The 24,973-nt window shown below is 37.7% G+C and carries 15 protein-coding genes; 7 read left to right on the top strand and 8 right to left on the bottom strand.

Annotation, left to right across the window (positions count from 1 at the left end):
- Window positions 1-103 precede the first annotated feature (103 nt).
- Window positions 104-655: a nucleotide exchange factor GrpE gene (locus tag AAOP42_RS14695; protein ID WP_349529296.1), complete on the top strand. Its 552-nt coding sequence runs from the start codon at window positions 104-106 to the stop codon at window positions 653-655.
- A 2-nt stretch (window positions 656-657) separates the two neighbouring features.
- Window positions 658-1,788 carry a molecular chaperone DnaJ gene (dnaJ, locus tag AAOP42_RS14700; protein WP_349529297.1) on the top strand — a complete coding sequence of 377 codons (1,131 nt, stop codon included), beginning with the start codon at window positions 658-660 and terminating at the stop codon, window positions 1,786-1,788.
- A 203-nt stretch (window positions 1,789-1,991) separates the two neighbouring features.
- Here dnaJ and AAOP42_RS14705 read toward each other — a convergent pair whose 3' ends face one another.
- From AAOP42_RS14705 to hemH, 4 genes are all read right to left on the bottom strand, one after another.
- A complete protein-coding gene (locus AAOP42_RS14705; protein WP_349529298.1) occupies window positions 1,992-3,263 on the bottom strand; it encodes an amidohydrolase family protein in 1,272 nt (423 codons plus the stop codon).
- Between the two features lie 10 nt (window positions 3,264-3,273).
- The gene (locus AAOP42_RS14710) at window positions 3,274-6,270 is read right to left on the bottom strand and encodes an amidohydrolase family protein (RefSeq protein WP_349529299.1); all 2,997 of its coding nucleotides are present in this window, start codon (window positions 6,268-6,270) and stop codon (window positions 3,274-3,276) included.
- 153 nt (window positions 6,271-6,423) lie between these two features.
- Window positions 6,424-11,046, bottom strand: coding sequence for a beta strand repeat-containing protein (locus tag AAOP42_RS14715; RefSeq protein WP_349529300.1), 4,623 nt, complete (start codon window positions 11,044-11,046; stop codon window positions 6,424-6,426).
- A gap of 127 nt (window positions 11,047-11,173) precedes the next feature.
- Window positions 11,174-12,193, bottom strand: a complete 1,020-nt coding sequence (gene hemH, locus AAOP42_RS14720; RefSeq protein ID WP_349529301.1) for a ferrochelatase — start codon at window positions 12,191-12,193, stop codon at window positions 11,174-11,176.
- 253 nt (window positions 12,194-12,446) lie between these two features.
- Here hemH and AAOP42_RS14725 point away from each other — a divergent pair, with 253 nt between their 5' ends.
- Window positions 12,447-13,070, top strand: a complete 624-nt coding sequence (locus tag AAOP42_RS14725) for a hypothetical protein (protein WP_349529302.1) — start codon at window positions 12,447-12,449, stop codon at window positions 13,068-13,070.
- Between the two features lie 18 nt (window positions 13,071-13,088).
- On the top strand, window positions 13,089-13,733 hold the full coding sequence (locus tag AAOP42_RS14730) for a hypothetical protein (protein WP_349529303.1): 645 nt from the start codon (window positions 13,089-13,091) through the stop codon (window positions 13,731-13,733).
- A 14-nt stretch (window positions 13,734-13,747) separates the two neighbouring features.
- On the opposite strand, the gene can is transcribed toward AAOP42_RS14730, so the two are convergent.
- The 4 genes from can to AAOP42_RS14750 form a co-directional block, all read right to left on the bottom strand.
- Window positions 13,748-14,380 carry a carbonate dehydratase gene (can, locus tag AAOP42_RS14735; RefSeq protein ID WP_349529304.1) on the bottom strand — a complete coding sequence of 211 codons (633 nt, stop codon included), beginning with the start codon at window positions 14,378-14,380 and terminating at the stop codon, window positions 13,748-13,750.
- A gap of 116 nt (window positions 14,381-14,496) precedes the next feature.
- Entirely contained in the window at window positions 14,497-15,369 is an 873-nt protein-coding gene (locus AAOP42_RS14740; protein WP_349529305.1) for a YicC/YloC family endoribonuclease, read from the bottom strand.
- A 41-nt stretch (window positions 15,370-15,410) separates the two neighbouring features.
- Entirely contained in the window at window positions 15,411-18,752 is a 3,342-nt protein-coding gene (locus AAOP42_RS14745) for a translocation protein TolB (RefSeq protein WP_349529306.1), read from the bottom strand.
- Window positions 18,753-18,815: 63 nt separating this feature from the next.
- Complete coding sequence (locus AAOP42_RS14750) at window positions 18,816-19,865, bottom strand: NAD(P)/FAD-dependent oxidoreductase (RefSeq protein WP_349529307.1); 1,050 nt, start codon at window positions 19,863-19,865, stop codon at window positions 18,816-18,818.
- A 158-nt stretch (window positions 19,866-20,023) separates the two neighbouring features.
- On the opposite strand from AAOP42_RS14750, the gene AAOP42_RS14755 reads away from it, so the two are divergent.
- The 3 genes from AAOP42_RS14755 to porU all read left to right on the top strand — a co-directional run bounded on the left by AAOP42_RS14755 (window position 20,024) and on the right by porU (window position 24,951).
- Complete coding sequence (locus AAOP42_RS14755; protein WP_349529308.1) at window positions 20,024-20,671, top strand: MBL fold metallo-hydrolase; 648 nt, start codon at window positions 20,024-20,026, stop codon at window positions 20,669-20,671.
- Between the two features lie 67 nt (window positions 20,672-20,738).
- Window positions 20,739-21,437 carry a CDP-diacylglycerol--serine O-phosphatidyltransferase gene (gene pssA, locus AAOP42_RS14760; protein WP_349529309.1) on the top strand — a complete coding sequence of 233 codons (699 nt, stop codon included), beginning with the start codon at window positions 20,739-20,741 and terminating at the stop codon, window positions 21,435-21,437.
- A gap of 106 nt (window positions 21,438-21,543) precedes the next feature.
- Window positions 21,544-24,951, top strand: a complete 3,408-nt coding sequence (gene porU / locus AAOP42_RS14765; protein WP_349529310.1) for a type IX secretion system sortase PorU — start codon at window positions 21,544-21,546, stop codon at window positions 24,949-24,951.
- Window positions 24,952-24,973 lie beyond the last annotated feature (22 nt).

Genomic DNA, 24,973 nt, shown 5'->3' on the forward strand with positions numbered 1-24,973 from the left:
ACCCATTCTCTTCTGTTACAACTTTTTGTGTCAATATGTCACAATTCAAGGAATGGCAAAATAATTGACGTGTAGCTTTGCTAAATAAAAAGTGCAATACAACATGGCAAAAGCGAAAATCGACGAACAAGAAAAAGATAATTCTCCTGAAGAAGTGAGCGAGAAAGAACAACCTGCTAAAAAAGAGGCAAAAAAGAAAAAGTCTCAACAGGATGAATTAAAGATAGAGCTGGCTGAAGCTAAAGACAAATATTTGAGACTATACTCTGAATTTGAAAATTTTAGGAGGAGAACTGCCAAAGAAAAACTAGAACTAGTTGGTACTGCCAATGAAGGTTTGATGCATTCATTGCTACCTATCCTTGATGATTTTGAAAGAGCCGATAAATCATACTCTGAAGAAATGGAAGTAAAGGCAATGAAAGAGGGCATAGATTTAATACATTCCAAATTCAAAAATGTGCTGGAACAAAAAGGCATCAAAAAAATAGAAGTAGAAGCAGGGGCAGATTTTGACACTGAACTGCACGAAGCGATAACTCAAATCCCTGCACCAGAGGAAAAGCTAAAAGGAAAAATTGTTGATGTTATAGAAAATGGCTACTTACTTAGTGACAAAGTTGTCAGGTTTGCTAAAGTTGTAACCGGAGCATAATTATGGCTAAAAGAGATTATTACGAAATATTAGGACTAAGTAAAGGCGCATCGGCTGATGAAATAAAGAAAGCGTACCGCAAAACTGCCATCAAATTTCATCCTGATAAAAATCCGGACGACCCTACTGCTGAAGACAAATTTAAGGAAGCAGCGGAGGCTTACGAAATACTAAGCAATCCGGAGAAAAAACAACGCTACGATCAGTTTGGTCATCAGGGAGTTGGTGGAGCAAGAGGTTTCGGTGGAGGAGGAATGAATATGGATGACATATTCTCACAATTCGGCGACATCTTTGGCGGAGGTGGTGGCGGAGGCAGCCCATTCGATAGTTTCTTTGGAGGCGGAGGAGGACGCTCTCGTCAAAAAAAAGGTACTAACCTTCGGATTAAATTGAAAATGACTCTTGAGGACATTGCCAACGGAGTAGAGAAAAAAATAAAAGTTAACCGGCTTATCACAGCTGAAGGTGTTACTTTTAAAAGTTGCTCAAGTTGTGGTGGATCAGGTCAGGTGAGAAAAGCAGTAAATACAATGCTTGGACAGATGGTGACAGCCTCTACATGCCCTACATGTAACGGTGCTGGAAAAACCATAGACCACAAACCTCCGGGTGTAGATAATTCGGGCCTAATCTACCAGGAAGAGATTTTACCTGTAAAAATTCCACCTGGGGTGGTAGATGGCATGCAATTGTCAATGACTGGCAAAGGAAATGAAGCCCCGGGAGGAGGGATTCCGGGAGACCTCCTGATTGTAGTGGAGGAAATAGAAGATCCGATCTTGAAAAGAGATGGCAACAACATCATTTATGAATTGTATCTGAGTTTCGTTGATGCCACCATAGGAACGTCAGTAGAGGTACCTACAATCGATGGGAAAGTAAAAATTAAAATTGATAGTGGTACCCAAAGTGGAAAAGTACTCAGACTAAGAGGCAAAGGCATCAGAGACATCAACGGATATGGCAAGGGAGATCAGTTGGTTTCTGTAAATATCTGGACACCAAAACATTTGACAAAGGATGAAAAGAATATGTTAGAGAGCCTTCGGGATTCAGAAAATTTCATTCCTAGCCCAGGTTCTAAAGAAAAAGGTTTCTTTGCTAAAATGAAGGATTACATCATGGATTAATTCCTTAGAACTGGAAAACATTGAAAAGAGGCTGTCTCAAAAGTCAGATAATTCCCAGATTCTGACTGTCGTCAGACAGGTATTCTGGAATCTGTTCTGGAAACAGCTATTGCTACGTTTCCAAAGGGATGCCGGAACAACTTGCCTAACGGCAGTCAGGAGCCCGGCAACTGTTTAACCCTTTGAGACAGCCTCTTTTTTGTTTACTGATCATATTTCGTTTTGTACTTCTGATACAACTCTTGCTGCATTGCATCAAGGGTTACTTTTCTACCTTGAATGTAAGCTGATTCTATCTTGTTAGTACGCATATCCAGCGCATCTCCTTCACTCACAAATAATGTAGCTTGCTTGCCCACTTCCAATGAACCAACCATATTGTCAATATTTAGAATTTTGGCAGTATTTAAAGTAATGCTTTTCAGGGCTTCCTCCTTGTCCATTCCGTAGGCTACAGAAGTTCCGGCATAAAATGGCAGGTTTCTGGTTCTCATTACTTCGTTGCTATATCCCAGACAAAATAATATACCAGATTTATTAAGAAGGTATGGTAGTTTATAAGCTTCATCGACATCTCCATCAGGGCTGGAAGGCATGCCATGCACATCATTCAAAATGACGGGAATATTATTTTCTTGTATATAATCTTTGACCAACAATACATCTGTAGCATCTACCAAAACGATTTTCTTTACACCATATTCTTTGGCAAATTCAATGCTCCTGATAATGTCTTTGGCTTTTGTCACGTTGATAAACAACTGCTTACTACCATCAAACAAGCCTCTCATAGCTTCTAACTTCAGATTACTTTTCTTTCCAGTACTGTTGACATAACTTTTCGCCTCTTGAAATACATCGTGAAGCGAGTTGATCGTCGCTTCATATTTGGCAACAACGTCCGGTTTAAGGGGTTCTTGTGAAATTGCTTTTCTTGGCCAAAACAGATGAACTGCATCGTTTTCCGCAATTAATGCATCTTCCCAGTTCCATGCATCCAATTGCACTATGGAAGAGGTACCTGAAATCAATCCTCCTTTGGGAGCAATCTGAGCAGTCAATATTCCATTGAATCGTAATGTAGGAATGATCTCAGAGTCTGTATTGTAAGCTATGATTGACCTGACATTTGGTTTGAGGCTTCCCGTCTCAGCCTTGTCTTGTGTCGCTCTCACCGCAGACACTTCGCTCAACCCAAGGTCTGTAGCAGGGAGTATAAAACCAGGATAAACATGTTTTCCTTTAATGTCAACAACCTTGTACTTTTCTTGTGGCACATTGCTGCTCGCAACAACGGTGATAATACCATTTTCAAAACCAATCGCTGCATTCTCTATTACTTCACCATTTCCCAAATGAGCTGTTCCATTTACCAATAAGATTGGTTCAGTCTGCTTTTCTCCCGGTGCAGGCACCTGAGCACACAACCCATATCCAAAAGTGATCAATGCTAATATTGTTAATATCTTCTTCATCTTATTATATTTAATACCCTGATTCCATATCGTCGCAATGGAAATTATAGCTTTTCTCAGGTTTAGGTTCTTGAGTTGACTTGCCTTTAGATTTAGAATCCTTCATTTTCTTTATCAACCTGGCTCGTTCGGTTTTAATGGATTCTCTCAACTGGGCATCTTTTTTCATGTCGTAGTAAACCGTACCCTCTATTATGGTTTTTTCTGCTTTCGCATAAACTGATAAAGGATTATCACTCCAAATGACAAGATCGGCATCCTTTCCTTCTTTGATGCTTCCCATTCGGTCGTCAAGATGAAGTAACTTCGCCGGATTGAGGGTGACCATTTTCAAAGCCTCTTCCTCCGTCATATCACCATATTTCACAGATTTTGCAGCTTCTTGATTTAGCCTTCTTCCCATCTCTGCATCATCCGAATTGATGGCTACCGTAATTCCCTCATTGTGCATGAGTGCAGCATTGTAAGGAATGGCATAGCGCACCTCCCATTTGTATGCCCACCAATCAGAGAAAGTACTGGCACCTGCTCCATGAGCTTTCATTTTGTCTGCTACTTTATAGCCCTCTAAAATATGAGTGAAAGTATTGATGTTGAAATCATATTTTTCAGCCACTTTCATCAGCATATTTATTTCTGATTGCACGTAAGAGTGACAGGTGATAAATCTCCTTTTGCGGATAATTTCCAACATAGTCTCATGCACCAAATCCTTTCTTGGAGCCTGAGTTTTAACCTTTTCTTTGCCGGATAATTTATTGTAATCATTCCACTCTTTTTCGTATTCCAACGCATTAGAAAATGCATTGAGATAAACCTGTTCTACACCCATTCTGGTTTGCGGATATCGGGTGGTATGGTCACTCCCCCAGTTGGTTTGTTTCACATTTTCACCCAGAGCAAATTTGATAAATGGATCAGCATTTTCGATTAACATATTGTTTGCAGATTCTCCCCACTTCAGCTTGATAATGGCTGACTGCCCTCCAATAGGATTTGCAGAACCATGCAACAGTTGTGATGTAGTAACACCACCGGACAACTGTCTGTAAATATTAATGTCCTCAGGGTTGACAACATCCTTCATTCTCACCATACCAGAATTAGTCGCTACATCGTTGACACTAAACAATGCAATATGAGAGTGCTCATCAATTATTCCGGGAGTAAGGTGTTTCTCTGACCCATCTATTTCTATTGCATCTTTAAAAGAAAGCCCCTTGCCAATTTTTTTAATCTTTCCATCCTGAACCAATACATCAAAATTTTCTACTATCCCCTGATTCTCATTGGTCCAGACAGTAATATTTTTGATCAAAAGGGTTTGTTGCTTTGGAATGGTTTTCTGACCATAGGCCGAAAACGGATAAACAATGTCTCCTGGCTCTTCTGTTTCTACAGGTTCTTCCTTTTCAGTTTTTAATGTATCTGATGTTGGCTTTTCAGGCATATTCTTAAATGTCAGCTGCCAATCAACCCAATCCTTATAGGCAATCTGACCATTGCCATTCCATCCGTTTTCTGTTTTCCATCCCGACAACATCACTTTTTCTTTTGTGCCAGGCATGTCATAGTTTAAGGTAATAAGGTTATTGTCAAACTTATGAGTAAGAGAAGTTTTGGTAGAATCGTTGACAATGATTTGAAATTTAGATTTTTTAGCTTCCACCTTATAAGTGCTGGTGTCCACTTTCAATTCGTAGATCCCTTCTTTTGGATCCGGTTTATCTTTTTTGACTTCATATCTATTTCCTTTCACCCAGTTTTCCAGTATAATAGACTCCTCTTCAAAAATATCTTTACTGGTAATAATGAAGTTAGCCAAATAGCCTTTTTTCAAACTACCAATTTTATCGACAGCCTTCACAAGATTAGCGGGAGTGTAAGTAAGAGATTTAAGAGCCTCTTTTTTAGATAACCCGACAGAAACAGCTTCTCTCAGGTTTTTCAAAAAATCATCTTTGGTTTTTAATCCGCTGGAAGTGACAGCAAAATCGACATTGTTTTCAACCAGTATTTTCAGGTTGTAGGGCGCAAGCTCCCAATGCTTCATTTGTTTAAGTGAAACCTCTTTTGCCTCATAAGGATCATCCAAATTATAAGCTTTAGGGAAATTAACTTGAGTAATGAGGGTTGCATTAGTGTTTTTAACCTCTTTAATATTTTGATACTCACTTCCGTTTGAATTGATAATATATTGTATTCCAAATTCATCACCAATTTTATCAGCTCGCAAAATTCCATGCTTATTACCCCCATCAAAAAACTGTGGTATCTTTTGGCTCTCGATCCAGGCCTGCAATGACAGATCTGTATAGGTTTTCGTTTCCGCATACCATTTAGCATCTAAATAAGTTTGCCTCAAAAGTGCCACAGATCCCATAAGCGAAGAAGGATAAGCCTGAGTAGAAGTACCCTTGTTGAACGAATAGTGAGCCGCAGCTTTTTCGATCAGAATCGATTCATTCTCGTTTTCATCCAATAATAAAACCAACGTAGAAGTACCTCTCGCTATTCCATCGGGGTTTAAGCTCAACACCGTTCCAAATCCTGATTTTCTAAAAACTGAAGCTTGTTTTTTGTCAGCTGCAAAATGCTCAGACACATTGATGTAAGACTTGATGGCATCATTGGCATTGTAAGCTCCGGGAGTTTCCGGTTTGACCTGGCTAGGATTTCCACTTCCTTTGCCTGGTTTGGGTTTAGAAAAACCATAGTTGGTATTTAAGTCAATAAATGACGGGTATATGTACTTGCCTCCACAATCTACCACAGTATATTCCTTTGAAAAATTTATGTCTTTGCCAACGTTTACCACTTTCCCCTCTTTAATCAATAGTGTGGCAGAATCGATAGATGTTTGATAATCTATAAATATTTTGGCATTTATAAATGCGTAAGACTTCTGATGATAATCTCTAACTCCATTGTAAGGGAAATTATCCTGAGAAAAAGCAACAGCCATACCAACCAAGCACAGTGCTATCAGTAGAAATATTTTTTTCATAGGGCAAAATTAAAGCTACAATATACTCTAAAACTGATTTGTAAGGAATGGTAAATTACATGAATGGTGGTATTATATTTTTTTATGAAAAGGTATAAAAAAAGGTGCCTTCAAAAGACACCTTCAAAAATCAAAATGATATTACGCTATTTCTTATCTCTCAATAAGAATCCTTGTTGTTGTGGAGCGTAGATTTGATTCCAATTTTAATAGATAAATTCCTGTCTTGAGGTTGCTTATATCTAATTGTTTGTTTTCACCCAATATAGATTTGGACAATATTTTTATGCCACGTAAATCATATACACCAGCATTTATACTTTCATAACCAGTTGCCTCTATATTGATAAATTCATAAGCAGGGTTTGGATAAATATTCACACCCATCAATTCATCTTCAATACTGGCAGGTACAGCTACTTCGAAAGATGTGGATTCTGTTGCTTCATTGTAGTTTTCATTTCCGGCTTGTGATACAGTAACCGTTACAGTACCTACCGTTCCATCCAAAGTAATCGTAGTTCCCGACAATGTTGCCGGACCTGTTATCGAATAGGTCAATTCCAGACCAGAATTTACAGAAGCCACCACATCAAAATCTATATCAGAGGTGATCTTAGTAGGAATCTGATTGATGGTAATGGTCTGATCTCCTTTCAAAACATTGAATGTTTGTTCCACATCAGGTGCAGCAAAATAATCCGCATCTCCAGATTGAGTCGCCCTGATAGTTATACTTCCTGTGCCATTTATTTTCAATGTATTTCCTGTAACTGTAGCCAAACCGGATACTACCTCAAAACTTACTGCAAGACTACTAGAAGCTGTTGCTACCAAATCAAAATCAGGATCACCGAAATTCTTATCCTCTAAAGCATTGAAGGTAATTGTCTGATCAAGTTTATCTTCTTCTACTGTGACAATAGCTGAAGCCGTAGCACTATTGCCATGTCCATCCTGAACAGTAAGGATAACCGTATTCTCGCCAAGATTTATGTCGTTAAATGATGAAACATTCAGGCTTAAGGTTACATTTCCACAGTTGTCATACGAGCCATTATCCACTTCTGTCGCCGAAATTGTTGCATTGTTGTTATCATCCAAATACACTGTTATGCTTTGAGCAACTGCTACTGGTGGCAAATTATCTTCTACAGTAACAATAGCTGTAGTGGTTGAGCTGTTGCCGCTTTCATCTGTCACGGTCAAAATCACCTGATTATCAGGTGCTTCGTTGATTGGCTCAGCAATCACCACACTTGAGGGCTTAATCGATGATGGCCCGACTATGAGGCTGTTGCAACTAAAGCTTGTTTTATTCAAACTTAAGGTCAAATTGGATTGGGAAGTACAATTGTCTGTAGAACCATTGTTGATATCTGATGCAGAAACAGTAGCATTTCCATCTTCATCCAACTCCACCGTGATGTCTTTTGCAATTGCTACCGGAGCTATATTATCAAGAACTGTAACAATGGCAGTTGCAGTTGCAATATTGCCACTCTCATCCGTTACTGTTAATATTACCGTATTGTCAGGGGCATCTATAACTACCGCAGTTTCTCCTATTACAAGCCCTCCATCATTATTAGATGATTTTGAAAGATCGGTAATATCATCACATGTGAATACTGATTTATCAATGCTTAAAGTCAAATTAGCAGCCTGAGTACAGTTGTCAAAGGAATTGTTATTGACAGAAGCTGGAGTAATAGTGACAGAACCATTGTCGTCAAGATAAACAGTAATGTTTCTGGCAACAGCAGTTGGTGAAATTACATCCTGTACAGTAATTGAAGCTGGTACTGAAGATTGATTTCCACTTGCATCAGTTGCTGTAAAAGTCACAGTATTTACCCCAACATCAGCGCAAGAAAAAGTAGTTCTATTGAGCGAATAAGTCAATCCACCTGAACAGTTGTCAGACGAGCCATTGTCAAGTGCTGAGGGGATAACCGTAGCATTTCCGTTTTCATCCAGTTGCAGTGTTACGTTTTGAGCAACTGCCACTGGATCAATGGTGTCTTCTATTGTTACTGATGCTGTAGCAGTAGCTGTATTTCCCAGTACATCTTCAACTGTTAAACTCACAGTATTGACACCAAGATCAGCACATGTAAAGGATGTTTTATCCAGACTTAGCACTAATTCTCCTACTGAAGTACAATTGTCTGTCGAACCATTATTTACATCAGAAGTTGAAATGGTGGCATTACCCGTAGCATCTAACTGCACTACAATGTCTTGTGCAACAGCCTGCACAGAATTGTCTATTACTGTCACTGTAGCAGCGGAACTGTATTGAGCTCCTCCATTTGTCACTGTAGCTGTTAATGTCACCGTATTTGCTCCTAAATCAGTACAAGAAAAGGTGGTTTTATCAAGACTCCACTCAAATGCTGCACCGCACTCAACTACGGTAGCATTATCTATTTCTTCAGGGGTCAAAGTATAATTTCCTGTTGCATCCAATGCAACAGTAATATCTTGAGTAAGCACATCTATGGCAGTAGGAACAACATAAAATTCAAATGCACCCATATCCAAAGTTGTGTTAACACGGGCTGCACCGGACAAATCATTACCTGGCAATAAAAGTCCTTCTGCTGATCCTGCATCGACCGCAGGAGATGAGCAGGTAAGTGTAAAATCATCATTATCAGCATCAGTAAACAATGGATCTGAATCGATACCATTTTGCTGTCCTCCTTCAACTATGCTATTAGTAACCGTTGAACCAGAAGAAGTGACTGCAAAGGGAGTCGCACTTCCATTGCCATAGATTATCGAATTTCTAATTTTGCTATTCCCTGCATTCAACATGGTAATGGCATTTCCATTTGCCCCTGTGTTTTTTGTCATGGTTGTATTTACCATTTCAAAATCCAAACCTGTAGTGTTTCCACCATTTGCTGTACTTGCTCCAAGGTATAAACATGAAGCTGCTGTTGCTGACGTATTGTTGTAAAACAAACTATTGGAAATAGATCCTTTCCCATAGATGGTATAACCACTGGAGCCTGAAAAAATCATAGCTGTCAATTCCTTAGAATAATTGTTTCGGATAATGCATGATTCAAAATCTACATCAGCCGCAAGATTCAGTACCCCACAAGGTGTAAATGGGGAAAACACAGCTACACTGGAACCTGTGTTTTTTTCCAAAATACAATTTCTAACAGTGGCTGTTAACATGTGTGAAGAAGCATAAGGATTGACATATATCGCTCCTCCCCTGGTATCGTAATACTGACTGGCTGCTGCTGTCGCACAGTTGTTGCTGGTACTGCCATTGGCATTTCCACCAGATATGGTAAAGCCATCAATTCCAATATTTTGTGCATTACCCCTGATGCTAACCACATGATAAGAATTGTCCTGACGGGTTGATTCAATATCAGTAATTACGTCATTGTCATTTCCTAGTAAATCGCCACTAAGAATGGTGACATTTGTTTTTACATCTCTTTCCGAAAGATTCGTTTCCGTGCCATCAAAACCGCCATACAGCACTACATTGTTTGGAATGTTAAAAGTACCTTTTCGATCCGAAACATGGGGAGTATAAGTGCCAGCTGCCACCCAAATAGGTTTTGTACCAGTAGCTAACGGCAAGGCTGTTTGCAAATCCGTATAGGCATCCGCCCATGAAGAACCGTCGTTGGCACCAGTAGCACTTTTATCTACGTATAGTATGCCTTCCAAAGTAGTGAATGTTCCTTTTGGCGACCAGTCAGTAACTGTATTGCCACAGTTGCTCCTGATATATACATCATAGGTAGTGTTGGCAGTAAGACCAGTAATGGTGTGATTGTTTGTCGCTATACCAGAAATGGTTGTTCCATTAACCACATTATCACCCGTAGCTACATAAGCCAAATCCCAGGATGAAGATAATGGATCATCGTACCAGGATGCAGTACCCGAAGCACTTCCGGTACTTACTATTTCTACTGACAATGGAGGAGAGCATACACCCTCTCTTGCAAGTACCTGTATTTCACTGGCACTTAGCAACTTTCCATACAAACGGATATCATCCAGAGATTCTAAGTATCTCTCTGTAGAATTTAGCCCTCTGCTGTTACCAAAGGTAATGTAACCTGATGGTGTAAGATCCCAATAAAGACCTGTACGGCTTCCGATTGGAGTACTCACAGTTTGTGCATTTTCCTGAATTCCGTCTATATATATCTTATAATCATAATTGACGAAGTAATCATACCTCTGATAGGGCCCGTTAAAAAAACTATATTGATATCCATGTGCAGAAAATGTTACATGATGCCATTGACCATCGGCTATTGTGGTTGAACTTAATACATCATTGTAACCGGAATAACCTGTAGTACCAGCTGCGGTATTGCTCCAGTGATTGTACAGATAATTGGCAGCCAAACCTACCTTGCCATTTTTTAGAAAAGTGTACCAACCAATCTGACTAGAGTTTTCAGCCGATGTAGTTCTTGAACTTTGGTCGATGATCACTCTTTTTGCTCCATCGTTAGTGCTTGTTTTCACCCAAAAACTAATGGTAATGTCCGTATCTGCTATACCCGTAGTACGCAATATATCCCCATTTAGGCTGATGGCATTGGACGGATCGGACAAACGATCAGTCTCTACAGTTAATGCTGAACCTACATGTGTCAATTGGGTTGTTCCGGTAAGGCTTCCTCCGGTAAACTTATATTCACCTTTAAGTTCCTCTGTAGGTATTTGTCCATAAACTATGGTGCTTATGAACATACTTAAAATTAGTATTGATTTTTTCATGGTATATTGATTGATATAAAATCCATATCAAACATACACATGAGACCAATCGGAATTTTTTGGTTTTGAAAATTCGTAAGCCCTTACCGAGAATTCGTTACAAACTATTTAAAGTTCGTATTTGTTGTTAATTCTTTTTCCTTATTATATCCACCAAACATTTGACCCAGGTAGGATGGGTATTCAGGCTTTCTACCAAATCCCATGAATCGCCACCTGCCTCAATAAATTGCTCTTTGTACGTTTCTCCAACTTCAAGAGTTGTTTCAAGACAATCAGAAATAAATGCAGGAGAAAATACAAGTACATTCTTTACTCCGCCTGTAGCCAATTCAGCAATTAGGTGATCCGTGTATGGTTTTATCCATGGTGTTTTGCCCAGCCTTGATTGAAATGACACTGTATATTTTTCCTGAGGAATATTCAACCTTTGAGCTAATAACTTTGACGTTTCGAAACATTGTGCCCTGTAACAATACTTGTTGTGAGCACCATAGTTGTTACAGCATTCTCCAAGCTTACAGGTTTTGATTTCTGCTTTGAGGATTTGTCTTTCCGGCAAACCATGATAACTAAATACATAATGGTCGTATTCTTTCTCTTTCATGAACACTGAAGCCCTTTCTTCAATGGTCTTCAAGAATAAATCGTTATCAAAAAAATTGTTTACATAATTCAACTCTGGAATGACCTGCCATTGACCGACTACTCTATTCACTTCTTCAATAACAGATCCGGTACTTGCAGAAGCATATTGAGGAAATAGAGGAATTATCAAGATGCTATTCACTCCTTGTTTTTTCAAACGATCCAGAGCACTCTCCACTGAAGGGTTTTGATACCTCATAGCCAATTCCACAGCATATTCATCACCCACAGATTCTTGCACCAGTTGAGTTAAATCCTCTCCATAATACTTCAATGGTGAGCCTCGTTCATCCCAAAGCCTCTGGTATTCTTTTGCCGATTTAGGCCCTCTGATCGGAGCAATGATCAAATTGATGAGCATCCAACGATTCAAATAAGGAATATCGATAACTCGTCCATCCATTAAAAATTCTCTTAGATATCTTCTGACAGAAGATGTGCCAGGATCATCCGGTGTACCCAGATTGACAAGAAGTACTCCCTTTTTGGATTTAGTCATATGCTTAAATTAAGATTCCAAAATTAATTGGTAGTACTTAATTATTCGATGAATACGCAAAAAACGTCTTAAAATTAAAAATCCGATTTTATCAAGCCAAAGTTTCACCATATAGCTGCCTGTTAAACAAGCCACCTGATCAAGATTATCTCTTTATTCTTTTTCTCCAAAAAAGTGACAAAACACCCTTCAAACCCTTTTCAACAGATTTTATTCAGAATTAGACTCTTATTTTATTAAAAAATTAAATCTTATGAAAAAGAATAATTCATTTTACTACCGTCTTGCCATTGTGTTTTCTCTCGCTTTTTTATGTGTAGTGTTGTATTCAACAGTCAGCTATACCGACTTGATGAAAGATGCAAAATCTAAAATGTTTGATAAATATTATGAAGGAGTCACTTTGGCTTATGGTAAACATGATTATGACCTTAGCAAAAATCAGCTCAACAGTGCTATTGATGCTATGAAAATAATTGAATCCAATATGGACAGTTCTTCACTTTTGCAAATAAATCAGTCCATTGAGGAACTTAAATTGCTTCAGAATACTATGGAAAGTGACCTGATCACAGATGAGATTTTGAAAGTAATCTTATCCCGATCCTTGCATACCCTCACTTATGGAGAAATCAGACTCGCAAGGGCAGAAATATTAGAAAACCACGTGGACGAGGGAATAGCTTGTCTTGATAGAGCCAAAGCACATTTATTGACTAGTTTGGACTACATCAAACCCCATAAAAAAGAGGACAACAAAAAAATCATTGGCCTGATAGAGTCATTGAGTAATTCTCTAAAGCAAAACGAAAATTACTCGGAAAAGCTTGAGATGCTTTCACTGAATTCGAAAAAGTTATCAATTGGGCGATATTAGTATTAAACACAATTTCTAATGAGCAAAAAACTAGATAACATCGCTATTTGGGGTGTGCTAATTGTGGTAGCAGGCATAGGCACACTGACTTATCTGAGCCATTTGAGTGCACAAAAGCACATTGGAGAATGGACAGCAACATCACCTATTCGTTTTTTATCAAAAGCACAGCAACACCTCAATGAACATGAACCATATGAATGTGTGGAAAATATCCAAAAAGCCATTAAAATAGTAAAATCAATAGAATACTATGGTGATAATAATGTCAACAAGTATCTTGAAAAATCAATAAATGATTTGAACAAAATTGTGGATGAGATTGAAGAAGACCACATTTCTACTACAGACGTAAATATGGCATTATTTGAAGCACTCAATGCTGTAGCCTATGCCGAATTGATGATTTCTGAGCACGATCTGGAAAATAACGATCACCATAAAGCTATTTTTTTGTTGAAAACAACCCTTAGTGCGCTAGAAAAATCAACGAGATATATCCAAGCCAAAGATGAGCTTAAGGAGGAAAAACTCATCTCTGAAGTGAAGTCAGCTATTGATTATTTAGACTCTCCCAATCAGACTTCTCATTATGATTTCACTAAAATTAATGAGGAAATAGAAGAACTGCTTAAAGATGCATACTTGAAGCAGTCCCTATAGGTTTTTAAAAATTATCAATCGTATTTATAAACTTTACCCAATTGCTTAGAAGAATTGGTGCTTACCTTTAAGTCTTTGATCAAACCATCTTTTAAGCTGTAAACCCAACCATGAATATGGGGAAATTCTCCATTTCTCCACTCTTCCTGAATAAAAGAAACCTTCATAAGATCATGAACCTGTTCTTGCACATTCAATTCGACAAATCTGTCAAATCTCCTGGTTTCATCTTTTATGGCATCAAGCTCTTTCTCATGCATTCTATATACGTCCTTGATATGAAGTAGCCAGTTGTTTAAAAAACCATAATCCTCATTGCCCATAGCAGCATGTACACCACCACAGCCATAGTGTCCACAAACGATGATATGCTTAACTTTCAACACTTTAACGGCATAGTACACCACAGATAGTAAATTAGCATCGGTGTGCACAACCATATTGGCTATATTTCTTTGCACAAATATGGAACCAGGCAGGGCATTCGTTATTTCTGTAGCCGGAACCCGGCTATCCGAACAACCAATCCATAAAAATTGTGGTTTTTGTGCCTCAGATAATTCGTCAAAAAATCCCGGCGTATGTTTTAGGATATTTTTGACCCATAATTTATTACCTTCAATTAAAGACTCTATTTTATCTGACATATTTATGTTTGTTTATTTTCTACTAAAAAAAATATTAAATAAGGTGAAAAACAAGCTTCCTCAGGAGATTATTAGAAAAGAAGAAAGGAGCCGTTGTTTGCCTTTTTTATCTCTTATTAAAGAATGTTCAAAATCTGTTCTTTTATCTTTTCCAGTTCGTCTTTCATTTCCACAACCAATCGTTGAATGGCAACATCGTTGGCTTTAGAGCCAATAGTATTGATCTCTCTACCAAGTTCCTGACTGATAAATCCTAATTTTTTTCCCTGAGATTCGGGAAGCGAAAGGGTTTCAACAAAATACTCCAGATGATTCTTTAGGCGAACAAATTCTTCATTTATGTCCAATTTTTCGATATAATAGATGAGTTCTTGTTCGAAACGATTTTCATCGACTTTATCTTTTTCTATAATTTCATAAACACTGTCAGATATTTTTTTTCTGATGGCCTCAGTCCGGGCAGGTTCTATTTTTTTAATCTCCAGCAACCGATCATCAATAGCAGTGATACTATCGGTTAAAGCTTTTTCAAGAGATTTCCCTTCCTGTAATCTAAACTCATTGCATTTTTCTACCAGGGATTTTATTAATTCAAGAGCAGATTTTTCATCAATTATTTCCACAGCAACATTCGATTGTCTGAGTACTTCAGGCATTTTTAAGACATTGTTGAAAATGTCAGAATCACTGACATCATGTCCTTCTGAAACCACTTTGAGTTCCTTAAAAAGCTTTTGAAAAATCTCATTGTTATAAACCGAATTTTGAATTCCTTCTTTCAAGGTCATTTCCAATGAAAATACTGCTTTACCTCTGACAAGACCTTTTGTAAGTATATCTCTGAATTGATATTCGAATTCAGAAAGCTCTTTTGGGAGTCTTAGTGATAAATCCAGAAATTTGGAGTTCAGGGTTTTGAGTTCGGCTTGGAGGGTATAAAATTCAGTTTCAAATTGCACCAAACCATAACCAGTCATTGATTTTATCATATACAAAAATGACAATAAATAATTTGGAAAAGCAAGGTTTATTAAAAATCGTATCCCAGAGTGAGATAAAATTTCATGTCCCCAACCGCATAGTCTTCAATCGGTTTGGCAAAATCAAACCTCATGTAGTATCCCAACATCACAGTTCTCAATCCAAATCCATAACTCGCCAACCATGGGCTTCTGGATGTTCGGATGGTGGCTTCAAAAACCGATTTAGAATCCTCTCCTCCTCCCGGCTTGATTACTTTTAGACCTACATCATTTTCATCGCTAAAAGGAGAGCTACCTGTCCAGGATGACCCTATGTCATAAAACCCTATCATTTGGAGGTTTCTTAAAAAGTTGGAAGTAATGGATCCTCGGTGGAATATTTTCACAATCGGAACCCGTAACTCATTGCTCAAGGTAAGTACATTGTTTCCGTTTAATCGATTGTAATTAAACCCTCTAAGGTTTACATATTCCACAAACAACACATCACTGTTGTCTCTTTCGTTGTTAAAATTTAACGGGCTATTACCACTCAACGGAACTTCGATTGACTGTCCTGTGTTTAAAGCATCCAATACTCCAGAGCTCAAACTACTTTCATCTGTTTTATTAAACAGCCAATTATCCAATCCGCCAAGCAAGTATTTTTTTGGATTGTTTCCAAATGACTTACCATAATATAAGCGAGAGGCGAATATTAATTCTCTGTATATTTTTTGGTAATGTCTGATATCAACAGTCAGATTGCTAAAACTCTTTTTACTATCAGTGATTCCACCATAGCTTTGAAAGCCAATTTTTGCTCTGGTTCCTTCGTATAAATTCAACCCATTGACCAAGGCATTGTCATAAATCAATTCTGTTTTGATGCCAGCAAAAGAACGCTTAGAATCATCCACAAAATCAGCTACGGAAGTAGAGTTACTAATATTGGCTGCATTCAAATTGTAGAAAGAAGTGAATGCAACAAATGGACTCACACTAAGTCTGGTGTGAGGACTAAATGGGAGAGATGCCCCCACGGTGTAAGTATTCAGAATATATTTTTGTGCAACATCATTATAGAGTGCATTATTTTGATTCACAAGGTTATTTTCAATTAAAAAAGATTTTCTGTCAAACCGTGTATGGAAATCAATCTTGTATTTAATGTACTGATATTCAGCAAAAAAATCTCCACTTCTTAGATTCGTGATCGACAAAAATCCTCCGTAAAACTTATGATTTTCGAGAACATCATTCATTTCGGTTTCAAAAAGAATTCCAAATCCCCTGATAGGATCTATAACGAATGATGTGATTACATTGTCAGCAGAAATAGCCGTTTCATATGGCAGTGGTCCTGTAACTGTTGGCGTTTTTTGAACCTTCCTGTAATTGGAAAGAAACGAAAAAGATTTAGTATCCGATGCTTCGTCTTCAAATTCATAACTATCCGTATCAATTACACCTCCATCATCCAAATTTTCTTCAAAAACATAATGATCCGTATCAATCAGCTTCTCGCCATTTTCATCCAACTCTTCCGGATCTGGTTCTTGAGGAGCTTCAATGATCTCTATAATCGTTTGCTCTTCACGCCTTTTCCTCAAAAATTCTATCTGACTCAGTTGATTGCGAAGGGTTTGTGGTGAAAAAGAGTTCTTATCCAATAAGAAACTTCTCGTAAGAAAAAGCCTCTTTTTGCCTTGATAAAGCATCAGGTATGTAATGTCATTCGATTTAGGATCAATGTCGTAATCGAGAATACTATTGCTGAAGTTGGAAACCTGATAATTGATTTGATTCCTTAAATCATACCTGTATAAATTTGCTATCCCTTTTTGATCACTGAGAAAATATATAGTGTTGGCATCAAGTGCCATAGGTTTAGAATCATTACTCAATGTATTGGTGATTCGTTTTACAACCCTCTTTGTGGTATCAAGATCAAATACGAATAAATTAAAAATATTTTTGACCTCCTTGATGTCTGTCATTTTGTTATCCAGCGAATCAGTCGGTCGGTTGGAGCTGAATACAATGGCATCTGTATCCGGCACAAAACTGGGATCCAAATCATCCCATTGATCTCTGGTCAATCTTTTGATAGCATTTCTGGACATACTTATCAGATACAAATCATTTTGCGCTTCCACATCTGCACTAATTACCGCCAGCTTACCATTTCTGTGAAAGTTTATTGATTTGATCTGATTAAATTTTTGCAGCGACTTTCGTTGTTTTTGCTTTGTTTCAAGATCATAGGTCAGTAGATAGTTAAATCCGTACCAATTTTGAACCATACCAATTTTGGTATCACTAATCCACTCCACTAGTGGCAGATCAAAATCAACTTTTTGATTGATCACATTATTACCAGTAGTCAAAATCTTTTCCTCATTTCCGGTTTCAAGATTTTGTATTTTGAGTTTGTATCGGCCATTTAAATTTTCGGAATAAACAACCCTCTTGCCATCAGGGCTAAATTTTACATTTTTAAAATTGATTTTTTTTCTGCCTTCTCCATTAATTATTTCCGATTCGCTCGGGGATATATAGCCATTAGCAACCATCTCATTTGATTTACTATAATAAGCTATCCATTCAGTCATAAACTGGCTAAAAGGAACTCCCAACGTACTACTAATACTATTTTCGACGTTTCGGATAATTCTGGTGAGGTTAAGAATATTGGAGATATTGCTCTTCCCATATTTTAAAGCAATAAAATTCCACATAGACTGCCCAATCATCTCAGCTTTATCACCCTCAAGATTTTTTATTTTGTTCAGTTTTTTATCTTTTGAGTTTTTAAAGTAATCTCTTATGTAATCGTCCATTTCGACACTCCAACCATGAGCAATGTACTTTGATGCTCCTTCTACAAACCACTCCGGAAGATTGAGCAAATAAGCACTCTGAAACATCTCAGCCAAGCTACCTCCAAACATCATATCTTCTATGAGCATTTTAGCCATTTGGTAATGAAGCTCTTCTTTAAAAGCAGATACACTCCCGGGGTATGCTATTTCTACCTGAAGTTTCACAAAGCTCGTCTGTCCCGCAATAGAGAATGTGGCTCCATCTACTCCAATATTACTTTGAAGCAAATCAGAAGGAGAATTGTACAGAAAGATTTTAGATTTGGCATAAGGAGCATAGCCAAGAATATCGGTCAGATTATCATATTCCTTTTCGAGGTATTCCAGAGCCAGTTTGGCATACTCCTGACCATTGTTGTAATAATGGACATCAAAGTTATCGGTACTGTAGTAAAACCAATCAAACCTTTTAAACTGTAATCGATTTTGCCCAAAAGACTTTCTGTGCTCCTGGGCCTGAGTCATTAAACCTGAAAAAACAAATACCAGGAGAAAAAACACCCACTTCAAATTCCAATTATTCAACTTCAATATTTTCAATTTGGTATTGCTAATTATAGTTAGTTTTAAGTCCAGTACTATAGAAATCTAAGATAAAGAAAAATAGCGATAAACATCAACCTCTGCATCCAACTCACCTCCTTTTTCAAGATATTCAACAAAGTTTTTAGCATAAAAAGGAATTAATGAAACCCCCTTAGACCCAAACCCATTAAATATTCCAATATGCTCGTTTTCCGGATGAAGACCCATGAATGGTCTCCTGTCCTTGGTGGCAGGTCTGATACCTGCGTCTGCATCTGCTATTTTATAATTTCCCTTATACAACTTTTTTAGTTTATCCTCTATTTCATTCTTACCTTCCTCCGAAGGCAAGTTGTCAATTTTCCTCCAATTGTAAGTAGAACCTATTCTACAGTATTTTTCATTTAATGGTAATATAAATATTCCCCGATTTAAAATGGTGTCAATTTTATTTTCAACCTCCACCCTCAAAATTTCTCCCTTCACCGGCCTGAAAGGAAGCCAGTCAAACCATGTATTGCCTTGCTGATTAAATCCATTGCAGAAAATCAGCTTTTTAAACTCCAACCCTTCGTATCTACAATAACCGACCTCCTCTTCCAGCAAGTGATTCTTAAACATTGACTCAAGGTAATTCCCCTTATTCATCAGGAATTTTTTATTGGCGTTAATGAGCACCTTAGTGTCAACATATCCTGCGTTTTTCAACAGTAGCCCGCCATGCTCATCGTGAAGCAGATATTCTTTTCTGGAAGAAGTGAATATGCGCTCAACATATGGAATATATTCTTTAGTTGCCACTTTACCCTGCCATTCATTTTGTTCTTCAACTGAAAGAAAAGGGCGGTAAATACCTATCGGATGGAAAAAATTGGCATTGATTTGCTTTTCCAAGGAAGAATAAAACGGCTCAATTTCTGGAAATAGTTTGTCAGCATTCCAGGTTTTTACCATTTTTCGTCCTGTGACAGGATTGTAAAGACCTGCCGCTACCTCTGATGCTGAACTTATTGAAGGGTCATCTAGTACCATTACCGTTTTACCCGCTTTCAACAATTCCTGAGACAAAACAGCTCCTGCCAGCCCGTGTCCTACAATGAGATAATCAATCAAAATATTTTATTAAACAATACCGAAAAATCAGATAACCCAAACTTATTCATTTGGTTTTGTCGTCAATTGAAAGTTTTTAAGAAGGTTTTATCTCACCCAGTCTCTTAAATTTGCAATTGATTGATAAACATACAAATTTGCATTTTTAGATATTGAATATGATTCAAATAAAAAAATTTGTTTTCAACCCGTTCATGGAAAACACCTATGTGGTGTACGATGAGTCGCTAGAAGCAATAGTCATAGATCCGGGGTGTTACGAGAGAGAAGAACAGGAAGAGTTATCCGAATTTATCGAAACAGAGAAGCTCAAAGTAGTAAAGTTGCTCAATACGCATTGTCATATTGATCATGTTTTAGGCAATCAATACATAAAGGATAGATATGGTGTAGGACTGTACATTCATCCCAAAGATGAAGAAACACTTTTGGCTGTAAAGGTTTATGCTCCGGCTTATGGATTTGCTAAATATAACGAAGCAACATTAGATGGGTTTTTCGAAGAAGGTGATACTATTCCATTTGGAAATTCAAGCTTTGAAGTGATTTTTGTTCCCGGTCATGCTCCTGGCCATGTTGCTTTTGTGAACAAAGAGCAGAAGGTATGCATAGGTGGAGACGTGCTATTTGATGGTAGCATAGGCAGAACGGATTTGCCTGGTGGAAATTTTGAAGTTCTCATCAACAGCATCCATGAAAAGATGTTCACTTTAGATGATAGCATGGTGGTGTACCCTGGACATGGGGGTGAAACTACCATTGGAAAGGAAAAAACATCAAATCCTTTTTGTGCCATTAAAAAGTAAAATTTGGATAGGTTGCGGGTATATTTGGATGAAATAAAGAAAAAACAGTAAACGTATCAATACATTGATGAGCAGAAAAGGCTACATACCTAATATTTTTACCAGCATCAATTTAATTATTGGCTGTCTGGCAATAATTGAAATCTTTGAAGGTAAGCTCGAAAATGTGCCTTATTATGTTTGGCTGGCCGGTGTGGTGGATTTTCTTGATGGATTTTCTGCAAGACTCACAGATACGACCTCTTCTATAGGCAAGGACCTGGACTCACTCGCAGATTTGGTTTCATTCGGAATAGTCCCATCACTGTTGGTATATTCCATGCTCAAACAATATTCTGATCACCCCTTGTTGCCATACATTGCCATTTTCATTGCGGTATTCTCAGCATTGCGGTTAGCCAAATTCAACAATGATGAAAGGCAATCGACTGTCTTTTATGGGCTAAATACTCCGGCAAATGCTTTGTTTTTCACCTCTATCCCACTTTTGATCAGCGAAGGGATATTTTTACCCCTTTTGCAGAATGCCACTTTCTTATCGATAGTAACAGTGATATTTTCTCTGCTACTTGTTTCAGAAATAAAATTTATGGCATTTAAATTCAAGAAATTTAGATGGAAAGGAAATGAAGTAAAATTTCTATTTTTATTTACCTCACTTTGCTTTATGGCTACCTGTCAGTTTTTAGCCATTCCTATTGTTGTGGTTTTGTACATAGTAGTTTCCATCACTCAAAATGTATTTTCCTCAAAAATAAGTGACTAATATATTGGGTCTCTAAATAGACAAAAACTCCTAATAATCTCAATATGTCCACAATTGAATCGTTTTTTGTTGGAACTTTAAATACCAAAACTTCTGTTTTTCTAAAATGAGGCTAAAAATAATATTTTCAGCTTTTTTACTTATACATGCTTTTGCAAGCAGGAGTCAGGTTGCCAATTCTGTACTTTCAACAGGCGAATGGTATAAAATAGGCGTAACCGAAAAAGGTGTTTATAAAATTGACCGCTCCCTTCTCGAAAATATGGGTGTCAATATTAGCTCAATAAACCCTAAAAAAATTGCCATTTACGGAAATGGGGGAAATGGAATGCTTCCTCAATCCAACGCTACTCCCCGGGCAGACGACCTTATCGAAAATACCATTTTCGTTGCGGGGCAAAATGACGAAATATTTGACAACACCGACTACATCCTTTTTTATGGAAATTCTCCTGACTTCATAAAATATGATACCTCAGAGGATATGTTTCAATATGAAAATAATTTGTACAGCGATACAACATTCTACTTTTTTACCATAAAAGAGACAGATGGATTGCGAATGTCAAATCGAGAAAATGCAGGAAATGATTTTCAAAAAGTCACCAGTTTCAAAGATGTTTTCATCCATGAAACAGACGAAACAAATTTAATCAAAGGAGGACGAATGTGGTTTGGAGAAACATTTTCTTCCAGCCAACCAAATCATGGTTTTACTTTCAATACTCAAAATGTTTTAGCAGGAGGAGAAATCAAGATTAGAGTATCAGCCATGGCACAGGCATTTGTAAATACTTCCTTCGATTTGTCTTTGAATCAGTTTTCTCTTGGAAATATAATCATTGAAGATGTCCCAAATAGCACTTATGGAAATAAAGGAAGGATACAGCAAGGCGATTTTCAAGTCAATTCCTCATCTCTCAACAATATCAGTGCTGGTTTAACACTGGATTTGCACTATAATGTAGCATCGTCTGGTCCATCCACAGGATTTCTTGACTATTGCATCATACAGGCAGAAAGTGAACTGAGCATGACCGACAATACATTTCATTTTTATAACACATCCGGATTGTCAAATGCGACATTTGAAATATCCACTTCCAATTCTGACATTATAATTTGGGATGTATCTCAACCCTATCAGGTTGTAAACCAATTGTATGACTCTCAAAACAGCAAAATAACTTTTGGGATAAGTAATGAAACCACAGAGTTAATTGCATTTTCAGGATCGGATTTTCCCACTCCCATATTTACATCTACAGTAGAAAACCAAAACCTCCATAGCTTGTCAGCGGCTGATGCTGTGTTCATCACACATCCAAAGTTTTTGTCTCAGGCAAACGATCTGAAAAAACATCGAGAAAAAAACAATGGTTTTTCTATCCATTTGGTCACAGTAGATCAGGTTTACAACGAGTTTTCCTCCGGCATGCAAGACATTTCAGCGATCAGAGATTTTATCAAACATATTTATGATAAAAAACCTGAAAAATTAAAATACACATTGCTTTTCGGAGATTGTTCTTACGATTACAAAAATCGGTCAATCACGCAAACCAACTATGTTCCGGTCTATGAAGCGAGAAACTCTCTTCACCCATTATATGATTTTTCTTCTGATGATTATTTTGGTTTTATGGAAAATCATGAAGGAGAATGGATCGAAGATGAATCGGGCGATCATACTATGGAAATCGGAGTAGGCAGATTGCCGGTAAAGACACAACAAGAAGCAGCAGATGTGGTTAGCAAGATAATCCGGTATGAAACCAGTACAAATGCTTTTGGAAAATGGAGAAACGAATTGCTGTTTATCGCAGACGATGGAGACAACAATATCCACCAAAGAGATGCAAACTATCTGGCAACTTATGTGGAAGAAACCAGATCAGAGTTTAATACCAATAAGCTGTTCCTTGATGCTTACGAGCAGATACCAAGCCCTTCCGGCCAAACCTCTCCTACAGCAAGAGACGCTTTTGAAAAAGCCATAGCTGAAGGTAAACTCATGGTGAATTATACAGGTCACGGGAATGAATCTCAATTGACCGTTGAAAAAATCATTGATGAAAATCAAATATCAGAATTGAAAAATCGAAGCAAGTTACCCTTTTTTATTACTGCTACCTGCGAATTTGGAAACTATGACAACCCAGACAGGGTGTCTGGCGGAGAAAAAACCCTTTTGAACCCAAATGGAGGGGCAATTGCACTGCTGACCTCTACCAGACCAGTATTTTCCAATACCAATTTCATTTTAAATGAGGCCTATTACTATGCCGCTATGGAGAAGGTAGATGGAGAATTTCCGAGACTGGGAGACATCATCAAAAATACCAAAAACAGAAGTTTGGAAGGAGCCAAAAACAGAAACTTTGCACTGCTTGGAGACCCTACTATGCGACTCGCATTTCCTAAGTATGAATTGGTTATTACAAGCATAAATGGAAAAGTGATTGATAAAGCCGACACGTTGAAGGCTCTGAGCAAGATCAGAATGCAAGGAGAAGTACGCAGGGGAGACCAGTCTGTTGTGACTGATTTTTCAGGCAAAATGTCTATGACAGTTTATGACAAACCCACTCAGTTTTCCACTTTAGGAAATGAAAATACTGTTCCTCAAAAATTTAACCGGAGAGACGCCCTCATATTCAAAGGAGAAGCATCGGTAACCAACGGTGATTTTTCAATTGAATTTGTTGTCCCCAAAAACATTTCTTACGTTTTTGGAGAGGGAAAAATCAGTATGTATGCCGTCACTTCCGGTGACCTACCTATAGATGCAAATGGTTCAAATGTTGACTTTAAAGTAGGCGGATCAAACCCTGATGCTCCGGAGGATATCACTCCTCCAAAAATCAGCTTATACATGAATGATTCCCTATTTGTATCTGGACAAACTACAGGATCGGATCCTTTATTCCTAGCCAAATTATTTGACGAAAGTGGCATTAACATTTCAAATGAAGGATTTGGCCAGGACGTCAGTATGTCCATCAACGGTGGGGAAGAAATACAATTGAATGACTTTTATTCAGCCTCCTTAGACAGTTACCAGGAAGGCTGGGTCAGTTACCCATTAAAAAACTTAGAACCGGGAAAACACTCCATTAAATTTAAAGCTTATGACACCTATAACAATGCGTCACAAACAGAAATCAATTTTATAGTTACTAATAATACTGCACTGAAGTTAGGAGATATCTCTGTTTACCCAAACCCGTTCTTTTCCGAAAAAGAACCAAATGTCACTTTCACATTTTCACATGATAGGGAAGGAGAAGAGTTGGTTGTTTTACTTAAAATTATAAATTTACAAGGGAGGGTAATATCAGAAAGCAGTTACCGTTTTGATGATAGCTTTGCAGGAATCAACTCAATAGAATGGAATGGAAAAGATGCCCAGGGAAACCGTCCTGACAAAGGGATTTATATATATAGATTAAATATTCAAAGCACTTTAGATGGTGCTAAAAATCAAGTACATAGAAAACTTGTTATCTATTAATTAGTTAGCTTTGTGTTCGCAA

Origin of the sequence: Reichenbachiella sp. MALMAid0571 (assembly GCF_040151475.1) — a bacterium.
Lineage (GTDB): Bacteria > Bacteroidota > Bacteroidia > Cytophagales > Cyclobacteriaceae > CAXBNB01.